This is a genomic window from Pseudomonas sp. P5_A2_2 (assembly GCF_054177685.1).
In genome coordinates, this window is record NZ_JBGCUL010000005.1 from 22,239 (window position 1) to 34,948 (window position 12,710).

A 12,710-nucleotide genomic window follows, 5' to 3' on the forward strand; every position below is an offset into this window, starting at 1 on the left:
GTTCACGAGGAAATGGAGATTTCATGGAACCGCTCAGAAAAGACTATCTTGAAGCCCGAGCTTTTTACTCGACCGATTCATTGCGTATCGGTGACGCCTATGTGATGCATGAGTGGGAACGCCCTCTGATCCAGCATCTGGTCGATGGTATGGCATTGAGTGACCGGGATGAAGTGCTGGAAATCGGTTTCGGCATGGGCATTTCCGCCACCATGATTCAGCAAGCGCGGCCGGCCGGCCACACAATTGTCGAACCTCATCCGCAGATACTGGATCGGGCCGACGCGTGGCAAACAGGGCGTAGCGGTGTGCAGTTGATTCCCGGCTACTGGCAGCAACTGCACGGAATGGATAAACGTTTTTCAGCGATTTTCTTCGATCCCTTCAATGACGACATCGAATCAGTCATTGAAGAAAACCTGCAATTCATTGTGTTTGCAGCACAGTCACTTTTGCTTGAAGGTGGACGCCTGGCGTTATTTTGCATTCACCCATGGCTTGATGAACTCTATCAGAAGGTCATTTATGAACATTATCGACGGGTAGAAGTAAGTCCTGTTGAAGTTGCGGTCAGAGAGACTGACGATCCGACCCGCGAATCGGGTGGGCGAATGATATCGGTCATATTGCACAAGTAATTAAAAGCTCATCCAATCAATCCATTTAGACAGGTATTGAATATGAATAATATTACTGCAGTGTTGGGCTTGTTGTTCTTTTACACCCATTTCGGTCATGCGCAAGCAACTTCAGTCGAGGTGCCTGTTGTTACAAGTAAGGCGATGACCATTGTTTTCGAGCCACCACAAGGCAAGGAAAAAGAGTTTCTGGAACAGTTCGTCCAATCCCAGGCGACCTATATGAAAACCTACGGCCGTAGTGCCAAGGCTGGCGTGAAAGTCATCAACCTGGTGCCGACGGAGCCGGGTGAGCCCCTGATTCATTTGATGATCTATCAGGACATGGCGGCTTATGAGCGGGCGAAGAAGATTTTTGCGTCCCGTGAGGCGCTGGCAGGGTATATCGACGGGCATGTCAAAGCCTATGGTGGTTATGACATTCCCAAAGAGTATCTCGCCAGCAGCAAGGTGTACCTGAGCAATGTGCTGACAGATTAGGCCTCGCCATGTTCAGAATGATCGCTGTCGTGATGATTTGGCTGACTCAGTTCTGGGGACAGGTACTGGCGCAGCCAGCCGTTGACAGCCTGATGGTCAGCAACGGCTGTATCAATTGTCACGGTACGTCCGGGCTGAGGGAGGGCGGGATCATTCCGTCGATCGCAGGTCAGCCGCATGCCTATCTGTTGCAAACACTCACCCAATACCGCGACGGCTCCCTCAAGGGCACCATCATGAACCGGGTAATGGAGCGGGTGGACGAGAAACATGCGCGGTTGCTGGCCAGCAGATTCAGCTCTATCAACGTGAAGGCGCGTTCGACTGTCGATGTCCACGCAGCGCCCGGCGAGTCTATCTACAAACGTCAATGTGCCGGGTGCCATGACGACAAGGCTGATTCCTCGCCTCGGTTACGAGGCCAGAATATCGAATACACCCGCGCCGTCATGGACGACTTGCAAAAGGGAAKGCGAACGATGTCAGCAGACATGACCGCAGCGGTGTCGGCATTGAGCGACACAGAACTGCAAAGTGTTCTGGCCTATCTGGAAAACTGGACTCTGGAGCTTGACCACTGATGGATCAGGAAAGAAGACGGCTACTCAAGTGGTTGGCGACGGGGATTGGTCTCTCGACCTTTTATACGATGGCGATGAGCGCAGGAGCGACCCGGCGAGGAGACTTTACGGTTGTAGTCATCGGTGGCGGTTTTGCCGGTGCGACCTTTGCCCGCACACTGAAGCGGCTTGACCCCGAAGTTCGTATCGTCCTGGTTGAGCCCAACCCGCAGTACCATAGCTGCCCCTTGGGGGCTGAATTCCTGGTCGGAAAACGCAGCGAACAATCGTTGAAGTTCAATTACCAAAGACTAGTCGAGAGCGGGATAGAAGTAGTTTACGACCACGCGATTTCGATCAACCCTCAAACGCAGCAGGTCTACACCCGTACGGGTCACATTTTCGGTTATGACCGCTGCGTGGTGGCAACGGGCATCGGTTTCCGGCATCACACGATTGCCGGATACGAACCCGCAGATGAGCAACTGTTTCCCCATGCCTGGGGTGGTGGCGAACAATTGCGCCTGCTAAACCGCCAGCTAATGGAAATGCGCGACGGTGCCACGGTATTGATCGCCGCACCTCAGGATGATTATCGATGCCCGCCAGGGCCCTACGAAAGGGCCAGTCTGATTGCGCAATACCTGCAAAACCACAAGCCGAAGTCGCAAGTGATCGTGCTTGACGCCAAGCCACGTTTTGCCAAACAGGCTCAGTTCGAACAGGCGTGGACGCAACTTTACGATTACGGCAGCGAGGACAGCGTTATACGCTGGATCGGCGCCAGGGAAGGAGGAACCGTGCGGGCGCTGGACAGGGAGGGACGTCGTCTGTTGACCGACTCAGGTCCTGTTGCTGGTGATGTAATAAACATCATTCCCGCTCAGCGCGCGGATAATTTTGCCCATCGCAACGGTCTGGCGGCGGATCACGGCTGGTGTCCAGTCAATACGCAAACTCTTGAGTCGCTACAGGTGCCGGGCGTGCATGTCATTGGCGACGCGGCCTATGCCGAGAAACTGCCGAAGTCGGCATTTGCGGCTACTTGTCAGGCACGTGTCTGCGCATTGGCAATCCACCATATGCGACGTGGATTACCGTTGCTGAAACCCTATTACATGAATGTCTGCTATAGCCTTTGTGGAGATGACTACGGCATTTCGGTGTTTCTGGACTATCGGCATGACGCCGTCACTAACATTATTGAAGTAGAGACTTTGCGGATTACACCACTGGAGGCTGTTCGGGAAGATCACTCTCGTGAAGCGCGGTCAGCCTACAGCATGTTCGAGAGCATGGTGAAAGAGGCGTTCGGGTAGTGATAGCTGTTGGGGAATCATCTCCCTCGCCACTAAACTGCATATCAACACACCTTGAACCGCCCCATGATCGCGCTCACCCGACTGCGCATTGAAAGCCCCGATTGACTCGGGGCTAACTTCACAGTCTTACAGCGACTAATCCACAGCCTTCGCCTCGGCCCGTTTCTGTGTCGTCACAACCGTCCGGTCCCGCGTCAGCACCTTCACCGCATCATCCACCAATGCCTTACTCAGCGAGGTCAGATAATGCGCAGCCCAGGCGTGGCGGTCAGTGTCTCTGGCATAGGCGGCATCTTCAGTGAGGGTTTTGGCCAGGAACAGGAAATCGGAGGCCATGGATAATGCATCGCCGAGAGGAACGCCGCGAGTGACATGGAACAGCGCTTGATCCGCGCAGTAGATGGCCGGTGTCAGGCCGATGGTTTTGAGTTCAGGTTGTTCGGTCATTGGCCACCTCCGAGGATGGAGAGGCAATGGGGGAGGGGGTTACGCGATTGGGACTTGTGTGAAAGGAAAAGCCAAATTTCGTACACATTGACTTGGTCATTTGGCTGCGGCAGCATTGATGTCAATCGCGCCCGATCCTCTGGTGCTGGCTCAGTCCGGCATTACGTTCGGGCCTTCTTGTTTCTGGAGCATGGAAGTTGACTGCCCCAGCTTCTCAATAAGCGTTGTCTAACCAATCCCAGAAACCAGGATAAAAACCCATCCGGTAATGAGTATTTTTCGCCTGTATGTAGGAATTCGCGTCTAGCAAATAACTCAAAATCCAAGTTTCTTTTTAGAATAGTCAGATAGCTTGTGCGGCTTCACGCCAATCAGACGCGCTGCATCTCGATAAAGCATTCTTCCACTTAATGCTTCACTTGCCACTGCTGTAGCAAGCGTTTTGCTGACTCGCCCTGTCTGCAGTCTGTTGTATGCCGGCGTGCCATTCTTGCTGCGAGCTTTGTGCTCAGCGATCTTTCTGGCAATAAATGCACCATATTCGGATGGTGTTATGAGATTGAAAGTCAGGGCGCGCCTGGCTATCACCCAGCCACTAACATGGAAGAATTTTGTTAAGGAGGGAATGTTTTCTTGCCATTCAATGTCAGCCTCCCAAGAGGCGAGGAATTCGCGCTCGGGCGTTAATAGCTCTGCCGCTACCGCATTACACAAGATTTCTTCCGATCTATGATTTGCAGGGTCACCGTCAGATACGCCAGAACGACCTATCCAGATATGAGACAGTTCATGAGCTAACGTGAACAGTCTTGCCTCAGGGCAATCGGCTGTATTGATAAAAATGACCGGCGCTAATTTATCGCTGATTGCAAAACCTCGGAACTCCTCTACAAACAATGGCCTGCTCGTATTGTTGTTGACAATGCTGTTACGCATTACAAGGATGCCCGCTGTTTCAATTCTGCTTATCAGGTCCTTGAAGTAGTCATCAAAATCTCCGCGGGTTGGTTTGTTCGGTATGCCTAAGGTCGCTCGGATGTCTGCAACGATTACTGCCACGCTGTCGCTTACCGAAAACCTTCCGACAATTCTATTTTCAGTGACGCCTTGGCTGATCAGGTAGTCGCGATACCATTCTTGTCTTTCCATGGCCCACCTGATGGTATCCATGAGGGAGAGACTGTATCCGTGGTCACGTTTTCCATTGATTGTTCTGAGATCCGGCAGCGGAAGGCTTTCCACTGGTGGCTGAGACAAGTAGAGGTACCCAAACGGGATGTACGTCTGTCGGGCGTAATTCATGGCTTGGTTGAAGGAGGGCTTTTTCTTGCCTTGCTCCCAGGCCAGCACGTTGTCTTCCTGCGTACCAAGACTTTTGGCCAGGGTGCTCGTGCTCAGGGATGCTCGCTCACGCGCCCATCGCAGAACGTCCGGATTAATCAGCGCTTCCATGTGTGATTCCGTTTTGGTGTCATAACCATTCCAGCAAAAATGCCTCTACATAGCCAATTCAAACGATAGCCGTATCTGACTACAAGGGAGGGGGGCCGTCACGTGTTTTTGGTCACCGAGCGCAGCATATTTGTAAGCCCCGAATAACTCGGGGCTCATCGGTCCTCAGGCGCTATCCTTCGGATTTCGCCGTCGGCTGCTTAGGTGTCGTTGTAGAAGTACGATTCCGCGTCAGCACCTTCACCACATCATCCACCACCGCCTTCCCCATCGCCGTCAAATAATGCGCAGCCCAGGCGTGATAGTCCGTATCCCTGGCATAAGCCGCATCCTTGCTCAGCGCCTTGGCCAGAAACAGAAAATCAGAAGCCATCGCCAACGCATCCCCAAGGGGAACATCACGCGTGACATGGAACAGCGCTTGATCCGCGCAGTAGATGGCCGGTGTTAGGCCGATGGTTTTGAGTTCGGGTTGTTCGGTCATTGGCCACCTCCGAGGATGGAGAGGCAATGGGGGAGGGGGTTACGCGATTGGGAGTGGCGTAGAGGGGAAAGCCAAATTTCAAACGGATTGATACTGCGTATTATCCAACTCCTTGATACGAGGAGCTGCCACGTTCGTTACCACACGAATGGGTGACAGCTGTGCGCAGGGTGGAAAACCGGGAATCAAGGAAACCGGCACGCCCGAAGACGTCCCACGCACAGCCGCCATAACTCACGCCGCAGGCATTAAAAAAGCGCCGGCAGACGTGATGGGGGCGCTGTTGCGCCTTGAATTACGCGGGTTTCCACACCCGGTCGCTGAATTGGCAGCGACGGTGGGAGGGTATCGTGCAGACCTTTTTCCCGCAACCTCGAAATTGCGTTCCGCGCGTATGTGCAATCAGGTATCGCGTAGTCGTAGGTTTCTAGCAGTATTCATATAATGTGCTAGTTTTAATCGAAACACCGAGTTTGGAGGCTGGTGCCGTACGTAAAATGTCAGGGTTAAATGCTGTTGCGTTTAGTTTGATTGGAATGGAAGCGAGGTTTGAAAGAATATAGTTTACTGCAATGTAAATATATACAGGGAGTGCGAATGAAAATTTGTGGGGTTGAGCTTAGTGGGGGTGATGCTATATTTGCGATTGTCGATGACGGTAACTGGCAGGAGTGTAATACCAAGAAGATAACTTTTGGTGATAGCTTGGATAGACGGTCGGCTAGGTTTTTTTATGAGGCTGTTAATGCATTTGCACGTGATCAACATATAGAGCTATTTGCAATAAAGCAAAGACAGGACTCAGGAAGGTTTGCTGGGGGCGGAATTACTTTTAAGATGGAGGCGATATTTCAGTTGTGCCCGGATGCGGATGTGATAGTGGTTCACAGTAAAACGATAGCAAAAGACCAAAAAAAGAATAATTGGCTTCGGCCTGATAGTATGAACAAGTATCAGGAGGTTGCATATTTTACAGCTCAGTGTGCATCAAGATGAGTTTTTATATTGGTAGCGCTCTCCCGAAACCGATAAGGGAGTGTTTGCTTCGGTTGGCTCAGAATATAGAGCTAGAGCGAGAGTCCAATAAAGGTGCGAATGGTTATTTATTTTTTGGTAGAAATAGGGTGAGTGGTATTCGTGTCGCAGTAAAGTTTTACTACTGGGGAGGTGATAAGTCATTGCATGTTGAACYCCAGGCACTATCTGAAATACGATCGCCAAATGTAATTGAAATTTATGATGCTGGTTACGCTGATACCTCTTACGCATATTTTGTCACCCCATACTATGAAATTGGGGACGCAGATGAGTACCTAAAGCGAAATGTAGGGAGCTTAGCTGCGTTGGACCTTACCTGTCAACTTCTGAATGGTCTAACTCATCTGCATCAGCAAAGGCTTCTACATCGAGATCTGAAACCTGAAAATATTTACATAAAAGATGAAGGTGTAGCGGTTATTGGGGATTTTGGATCAATAAAGAAAATTCCTGAGGGTAATTCAGTTGTTCCTGGTTCGAAGCATTCAATGCTCTATAGGCCTCCTGAATCAATTGATTCAAATCGATATGGCTTTACTGGGGATGTATATCAGACTGGTGTTTTTCTTTACCAGGCTTTGGGCGGATTTCTGCCATATGAGGAGATTGCGTGGCTAACTAATTCCGAGTTAAAGCATTATGAAGGGTTACATTGTCCTGGAGATCAGACGATGTTTGCTGATCAATGTCTGAGAACGAAAATTTCAAAAGGTCGCATTCTAGATTATGCCTCACTGCCTGCATGGGTGCCTGAAAACCTTAGAAGGATTATTAGAAAGGCATGCCATACCAATCCAGAAAATAGGTTTTCTACAGCATCAGAGTTTCGCTTGAAACTACATGACACTCGTCGAAATGTGTCTGATTGGAAGGTTGTTGATGCTATCCCAACGTGCAATGTTGGTGGGCGAAGTTTTAGATTAATAACTAGCCCTGGAGGTTCAATTGTGGAGAAGCGAGTAGGAGGGGGGTGGAGGCGTGCTAATAATTTCGTTGGGAAGAGTGATCAGGAGTTGTGTCGTGCTATTGACGCTAGCCAAGGTTGATACAAGGTCTATAAACAACTGGGGAAGTTAAAGTATTTGTTAAAGTCTTTATTTTGTGTATTTGCTGAGCGTCTAAGTTGTCGATGATCTGTGGTTATTTTTGAAAAAAAGCTCTTCACTTGTGTTAAGTGAGGGGGGTAGTGATGGTCAGTCAGAAGTCATTGATCAAGTTTTTCAAATTATCCTTTTTTTCTAATTTTTTTGACTAAATGAAATTTATGGCTTGACTCAAGATCTCGAGAAAAATGAGGGAAAATTTATTATTGGATTAAGTTGGCAAATAAATCCGTCCCCATTAAGTCCAAATGATATCGCTAAGGACGATGACGACGAATATAGTGATGACTATATGAGTCCAGAATGGGATGAGGAAATGTGACGGGGGGTAGAATTTCGTGAGGATTATTGTTGCTTTGTTATGAAGGCGGTTATCCGTGTGGTGGTTTGTTGTTTTTTTGCTCAAATAGAATGTTTAGCTTTATTAAGTCGAAAATATTTCCAATCATTGTGAGTCCATTAATTGCTCCCATGAACATTATAAAGGCAGAAGCAATCAAAAAATTATGGTCTGCGATAAACTTTGATAAAATTGAAAAAATTACTGCTAATAGCTCAACTAGTACTACGTATCCAAATGCTTGTAGAAATGTGTTTAAGGCTCCTCGTGAAGAAAGCCAGTTGTAAAAAGCTGAATCTGTTTTTGAGAAAATTGTCCAGATTAACGCTAAGGCACCAGCAAGGAGAATTGAGAAGATATATGCGGCCGCATCACTGGCAATAACGGATACGAACTTTGCAGTTTCAGCAAAACCATAGGTCGCACAGGTGAGAGTCGTAAGTATGGCGGATAAAATTATTTCACTTAAATACGCCCAGGCAATTTTAGCTTTTGTTTTCATGGCTATCTATCTCTGGGTGAATGCGGTCAATTTCTGCAAATACAGATTTTATCGCTTGTTTAGCTTCTTTTGTTTTTAGATTTGAGCTTAGTCCTCTGATAAAGTCTCTGAGTGCTTTGATATTTCCGCGAACCGCGTCGGTTCCGGAGTTTGCTTCTTCGTAATCTTCTCCCTTGAAACCGGCAATATATACATCTCCTACTTTATATCCTTGCTCCGCTAAAACTGCTGAGGCATATGGTCGAGCATCAGTAGCTTGCGACATTCCATTAGGGTTCTTCATGTCTTGTGTTATTTCTCTAAGGTTGCTCTTTACAAGATCGTCATAGAGGTCGCGAGTATATCTGTTCAGTTCTGGGTTGGGGATTCGTAAGGTTAATCTCATCCTTGTTACTTTGTCGAAAGATAAAAATAGACCGACTATTCCATTTTTCTCAGGAATTGGCTCGAGAGAGATGTAAGACATTTTTCCAATATTTAGCGAGGAGGTATTAAGTATTTTTTCAATGAAATCCTTCCACGCTGTTTGGCTCAAATCTCCTGTGTGTTCTACCGCTACTAAATGTCGGCTCAAGTCTACTAAAACCACAGCAGCGCTTGCGAGTGGTGGGTAGGAGGATGATGTGCCAGAAGAAATCCCGTCATCAGTGACGATTAGGCCATCTTTTTCGAGAAGGCTTCGTGCAAGAACAAGATGAATTAGTTCCCTGCCGTCGCCTAGCTCAGTTAGGTCCAAGTACTCCCGAAGGCTCCACTTAAAAACAGCACTTCTTGTTTCTTGGGTTTGATCCATCTCACTTGAGGTACTAAGTTTTAGTACTTTAATTAGATCTGCATCCCCGCGTAGTCTTTGATCAACTCCTACAGAGAACATGTCCTCTGCATCTACTATGTTTATTCTGAATAAACTAAAGGTGAATTTCCGGCTCATTACATTCCCTGTTATGTTGGTCTACGGTATTTTTGCTCAATCATGATGATATCACGGCGTCATCATGGGGTGTCGAGCGTGCGACTGACACATCCCAGCAGAAACTTAGATGTATCAGGCTCAAGTAGGGACCTGCCACTCACTGAATTTCTTTCAAATAATCCTTAAGTGCGATAAGCGGTGCATCGAACTGGTCCGTCGTCAACGCATCCCTGAGCCCACCCGCCAACCTTTGTAGTTCGCGGCCCAACGGCTTATCCACACCCCCAATAGCCTCCAACGCCAACCCCACACACTCATCCACCTTCACCTGAATCGCCTCAACATCCCCCCGCCGCACCAGCAACTCAAACACATCCCGCTGGTAGTCACCCATGACCAGATCGTCACGCAAAATCGGGCTTGAACCTTCCGATTCATAAGCCAGCTTGAGGGAGAAGAGGGCGACGGTTTCCAGGTGCAATTCCATGGGGGGAATCCTTGTGAAATGTTCCGCGGGGGTGAAGGGTAGAAGAGAAGCAAGATCAAAAGATCGCAGCCTTCGGCAGCTCCTACAGGTCGGCGCGTTGTCAGCAAAGCGTTAGCGGGGTGTCAGTGGGGGCTTTTTTGCGGGCGAAAAAAAAGGCCTTGCAAAGCAAGACCTTTCTTAATTTTGGTGCCCCGAGGGAGACTCGAACTCCCACTCCTTTCGAAAACGGATTTTGAATCCGCCGCGTCTACCAATTCCGCCATCAGGGCTCAATGGCGGCGAAGTATAGAGATGAGATAACCGCTGGTCAATCAGGTACATGGAGAATTTTTGATATTTCCGCTAGACTTCCCGGCCCTGCTAGACGACACCCCATCATGCGCGTTGCTGACTTTACCTTCGAGCTCCCTGATTCGCTGATCGCCCGCCATCCGCTGGCCGAGCGGCGCAATAGTCGCCTGTTGACCCTGGATGGGGTCAGCGGCGCCCTGGCACACCGTCAATTCACTGATTTGCTGGAGCATTTGCGCCCCGGCGATTTGATGGTGTTCAACAATACCCGGGTGATTCCGGCGCGGCTGTTTGGCCAGAAGGCTTCCGGCGGCAAGCTGGAAATCCTGGTGGAGCGGGTGCTCGACAGTCATCGCGTGCTGGCCCATGTGCGTTCCAGCAAGTCGCCCAAGCCAGGGTCGAAGATCCTCATCGACGGCGGTGGCGAGGCCGAGATGCTGGCGCGGCACGATGCGTTGTTCGAGCTTAAGTTCGCCGAGGAGGTGTTGCCGCTGCTCGACCGCGTCGGGCACATGCCGTTGCCTCCTTATATAGACCGTCCGGATGAGGGCGCCGACCGCGAGCGTTACCAGACCGTCTACGCCGAGCGTTTGGGCGCGGTGGCGGCGCCGACGGCGGGGCTGCATTTCGATCAGGTGTTGATGGAGGCGATTGCCGCCAAGGGCGTCGAGACCGCGTTCGTGACCTTGCACGTCGGCGCTGGCACTTTCCAGCCGGTGCGCGTGGAGAAGATCGAAGACCACCACATGCACAGCGAGTGGCTGGAAGTCGGCCAGGATGTGGTCGATGCCGTTGCCGCCTGTCGCGCTCGCGGTGGTCGGGTGGTGGCCGTGGGGACCACCAGCGTGCGTTCCCTGGAAAGCGCCGCCCGCGATGGCGTGCTCAAGCCGTTCAGTGGAGACACCGACATTTTCATCTACCCGGGCCGACCGTTTCATGTGGTTGATGCCCTGGTCACTAACTTCCATTTGCCCGAATCCACGCTGTTGATGCTGGTTTCGGCGTTCGCCGGTTATCCCGAGACCATGGCCGCCTATAAAGCCGCCGTCGACAACGGATACCGCTTTTTCAGCTACGGTGATGCGATGTTTATCACCCGTAACCCCGCACCACGTGGCCCTGAGGAAACAGAATGAGTCGTACCAGTCGCATGTCCTTTGAGCTCCTTGCCACCGACGGCAAGGCTCGTCGCGGTCGTTTGACCTTCCCGCGCGGTACCGTCGAGACCCCGGCTTTCATGCCGGTGGGCACCTACGGCACGGTCAAGGGCATGCTGCCACGGGATATCGAGGCGACTGGCGCTGAAATCATTCTGGGCAACACTTTCCACCTGTGGCTGCGCCCGGGCACGGAAGTGATCAAGAAGCACGGCGACCTGCACGATTTCATGCAATGGAAAGGCCCGATCCTGACCGACTCCGGCGGTTTTCAGGTGTTCAGCCTGGGCGCCATGCGCAAGATCAAGGAGGAGGGCGTGACCTTCGCTTCCCCGGTCGACGGCGCCAAGGTGTTCATGGGCCCGGAAGAGTCGATGCAGGTCCAGCGTGACCTGGGTTCCGACATCGTGATGATTTTCGACGAATGCACGCCGTACCCGGCTGACGAAGACGTCGCCCGCGTATCCATGGAATTGTCCCTGCGTTGGGCCAAGCGTTCGAAAGAAGCCCATGGCGACAACACGGCGGCGCTGTTCGGTATCGTTCAGGGCGGCATGCACCAGGACCTGCGCATGCGCTCCCTGGAAGGCCTCGACAAGATCGGCTTCGACGGCCTGGCCATCGGCGGCCTGTCGGTGGGCGAGCCGAAGCATGAAATGATCAAGGTGCTGGATTACCTGCCGGGCATGATGCCGGCTGACAAACCTCGTTACCTTATGGGCGTTGGCAAACCGGAAGACTTGGTTGAGGGTGTGCGCCGCGGTGTGGACATGTTCGATTGCGTGATGCCAACCCGTAATGCCCGCAACGGGCATCTGTTCATTGATACCGGCGTGCTGAAGATCCGTAACGCGTTCCATCGCCATGATGATTCGCCGCTCGATCCGACCTGCGATTGCTATACCTGCCAGAACTTCTCCCGCGCTTATCTGCATCACCTGGACAAGTGCGGCGAAATGCTGGGAAGCATGCTCAATACCATCCATAACTTGCGCCATTATCAAGTGCTTATGGCTGGTTTGCGCGAGGCTATTCAACAGGGTACATTGGCCGCCTTTGTCGATGCCTTCTACGCCAAACGCGGGCTTCCCGTGCCGCCTTTGGACTGAGTTTTCTGACCCCAAGATTCAACATTTGCAACTGGAGTGCTAAATGAGCTTTTTTATCTCTAATGCCATGGCTGACGCCGCTGCACCTGCTGCGGGCCCAATGGGTGGCGGTTTCGAGTGGATTTTCCTGGTCGGTTTCCTGGTCATCTTCTACCTGATGATCTGGCGTCCACAGGCCAAGCGCGCCAAAGAGCAGAAGAACCTGCTGAGCAGCCTGCAGAAAGGCGACGAAGTTGTGACCACCGGCGGCATCGCCGGCAAGATCACTAAAGTGGCCGACGATTTCGTCGTTCTGGAAGTTTCCGACACTGTCGAAATGAAGTTCCAGAAAGGCGCCATTGCCGCCACGCTGCCAAAAGGCACGCTCAAAGCGATCTAAGTTTCAAC

Annotated in this window: 16 protein-coding genes and 1 tRNA gene; 9 read left to right on the plus strand and 8 right to left on the minus strand. The window is 51.1% G+C overall.

The features are described from left to right. Nucleotides 1–23 precede the first annotated feature (23 nt). Genes ACXRVY_RS01580 through ACXRVY_RS01595 form a run of 4 tightly spaced genes read left to right on the plus strand, consistent with a single transcriptional unit; the run spans nucleotide 24 to nucleotide 2,997 of the window. Entirely contained in the window at nucleotides 24–638 is a 615-nt protein-coding gene (locus ACXRVY_RS01580; RefSeq protein WP_223460204.1) for a hypothetical protein, read from the plus strand. Nucleotides 639–680: 42 nt separating this feature from the next. After that, nucleotides 681–1,118: a hypothetical protein gene (locus tag ACXRVY_RS01585; protein ID WP_223460206.1), complete on the plus strand. Its 438-nt coding sequence runs from the start codon at nucleotides 681–683 to the stop codon at nucleotides 1,116–1,118. 8 nt (nucleotides 1,119–1,126) lie between these two features. After that, nucleotides 1,127–1,699, plus strand: coding sequence for a c-type cytochrome (locus tag ACXRVY_RS01590; protein ID WP_458236976.1), 573 nt, complete (start codon nucleotides 1,127–1,129; stop codon nucleotides 1,697–1,699). After that, the gene (locus ACXRVY_RS01595; RefSeq protein ID WP_223460210.1) at nucleotides 1,699–2,997 is read left to right on the plus strand and encodes an FAD-dependent oxidoreductase; all 1,299 of its coding nucleotides are present in this window, start codon (nucleotides 1,699–1,701) and stop codon (nucleotides 2,995–2,997) included. Before ACXRVY_RS01590 ends, ACXRVY_RS01595 begins: the two co-directional genes overlap by 1 nt. 138 nt (nucleotides 2,998–3,135) lie before the next feature. On the opposite strand, the gene ACXRVY_RS01600 is transcribed toward ACXRVY_RS01595, so the two are convergent. The 4 genes from ACXRVY_RS01600 to ACXRVY_RS01615 all read right to left on the minus strand — a co-directional run bounded on the left by ACXRVY_RS01600 (nucleotide 3,136) and on the right by ACXRVY_RS01615 (nucleotide 5,383). Continuing rightward, a complete protein-coding gene (locus ACXRVY_RS01600) occupies nucleotides 3,136–3,447 on the minus strand; it encodes a DUF3077 domain-containing protein (protein WP_223460212.1) in 312 nt (103 codons plus the stop codon). Between the two features lie 214 nt (nucleotides 3,448–3,661). Beyond that, the gene (locus ACXRVY_RS01605) at nucleotides 3,662–3,766 is read right to left on the minus strand and encodes a DUF4411 family protein (protein ID WP_223460214.1); all 105 of its coding nucleotides are present in this window, start codon (nucleotides 3,764–3,766) and stop codon (nucleotides 3,662–3,664) included. Beyond that, nucleotides 3,763–4,899: an ImmA/IrrE family metallo-endopeptidase gene (locus ACXRVY_RS01610; protein WP_223460217.1), complete on the minus strand. Its 1,137-nt coding sequence runs from the start codon at nucleotides 4,897–4,899 to the stop codon at nucleotides 3,763–3,765. The genes ACXRVY_RS01605 and ACXRVY_RS01610 overlap by 4 nt, the downstream gene beginning before the upstream one ends. Before the next feature lie 172 nt (nucleotides 4,900–5,071). Further along, entirely contained in the window at nucleotides 5,072–5,383 is a 312-nt protein-coding gene (locus tag ACXRVY_RS01615; protein ID WP_223460219.1) for a DUF3077 domain-containing protein, read from the minus strand. Nucleotides 5,384–5,932: 549 nt separating this feature from the next. Here ACXRVY_RS01615 and ACXRVY_RS01620 point away from each other — a divergent pair. Further along, complete coding sequence (locus ACXRVY_RS01620; protein ID WP_223460221.1) at nucleotides 5,933–6,379, plus strand: DUF3010 family protein; 447 nt, start codon at nucleotides 5,933–5,935, stop codon at nucleotides 6,377–6,379. After that, nucleotides 6,376–7,467 carry a serine/threonine protein kinase gene (locus tag ACXRVY_RS01625; protein ID WP_458236977.1) on the plus strand — a complete coding sequence of 364 codons (1,092 nt, stop codon included), beginning with the start codon at nucleotides 6,376–6,378 and terminating at the stop codon, nucleotides 7,465–7,467. Before ACXRVY_RS01620 ends, ACXRVY_RS01625 begins: the two co-directional genes overlap by 4 nt. 428 nt (nucleotides 7,468–7,895) lie before the next feature. On the opposite strand, the gene ACXRVY_RS01630 is transcribed toward ACXRVY_RS01625, so the two are convergent. The 4 genes from ACXRVY_RS01630 to ACXRVY_RS01645 all read right to left on the minus strand — a co-directional run bounded on the left by ACXRVY_RS01630 (nucleotide 7,896) and on the right by ACXRVY_RS01645 (nucleotide 10,035). Next, nucleotides 7,896–8,366 carry a hypothetical protein gene (locus ACXRVY_RS01630; protein WP_223460226.1) on the minus strand — a complete coding sequence of 157 codons (471 nt, stop codon included), beginning with the start codon at nucleotides 8,364–8,366 and terminating at the stop codon, nucleotides 7,896–7,898. Next, nucleotides 8,350–9,297, minus strand: a complete 948-nt coding sequence (locus ACXRVY_RS01635; RefSeq protein ID WP_223460229.1) for a hypothetical protein — start codon at nucleotides 9,295–9,297, stop codon at nucleotides 8,350–8,352. Before ACXRVY_RS01635 ends, ACXRVY_RS01630 begins: the two co-directional genes overlap by 17 nt. 139 nt (nucleotides 9,298–9,436) lie before the next feature. Further along, entirely contained in the window at nucleotides 9,437–9,766 is a 330-nt protein-coding gene (locus ACXRVY_RS01640) for a hypothetical protein (protein ID WP_223460232.1), read from the minus strand. Nucleotides 9,767–9,950: 184 nt separating this feature from the next. Next, nucleotides 9,951–10,035, minus strand: a tRNA-Leu gene (locus tag ACXRVY_RS01645). 108 nt (nucleotides 10,036–10,143) lie between these two features. On the opposite strand from ACXRVY_RS01645, the gene queA reads away from it, so the two are divergent. The 3 genes from queA to yajC are packed head-to-tail and all read left to right on the plus strand — an operon-like array spanning nucleotide 10,144 to nucleotide 12,702. Beyond that, the gene (gene queA / locus ACXRVY_RS01650; protein ID WP_108216506.1) at nucleotides 10,144–11,193 is read left to right on the plus strand and encodes a tRNA preQ1(34) S-adenosylmethionine ribosyltransferase-isomerase QueA; all 1,050 of its coding nucleotides are present in this window, start codon (nucleotides 10,144–10,146) and stop codon (nucleotides 11,191–11,193) included. A 14-nt stretch (nucleotides 11,194–11,207) separates the two neighbouring features. Then, the gene (gene tgt / locus ACXRVY_RS01655; RefSeq protein ID WP_177413271.1) at nucleotides 11,208–12,323 is read left to right on the plus strand and encodes a tRNA guanosine(34) transglycosylase Tgt; all 1,116 of its coding nucleotides are present in this window, start codon (nucleotides 11,208–11,210) and stop codon (nucleotides 12,321–12,323) included. Between the two features lie 43 nt (nucleotides 12,324–12,366). Further along, a complete protein-coding gene (gene yajC / locus ACXRVY_RS01660; protein WP_007982729.1) occupies nucleotides 12,367–12,702 on the plus strand; it encodes a preprotein translocase subunit YajC in 336 nt (111 codons plus the stop codon). The last annotated feature ends 8 nt before the right edge of the window (nucleotides 12,703–12,710 follow it).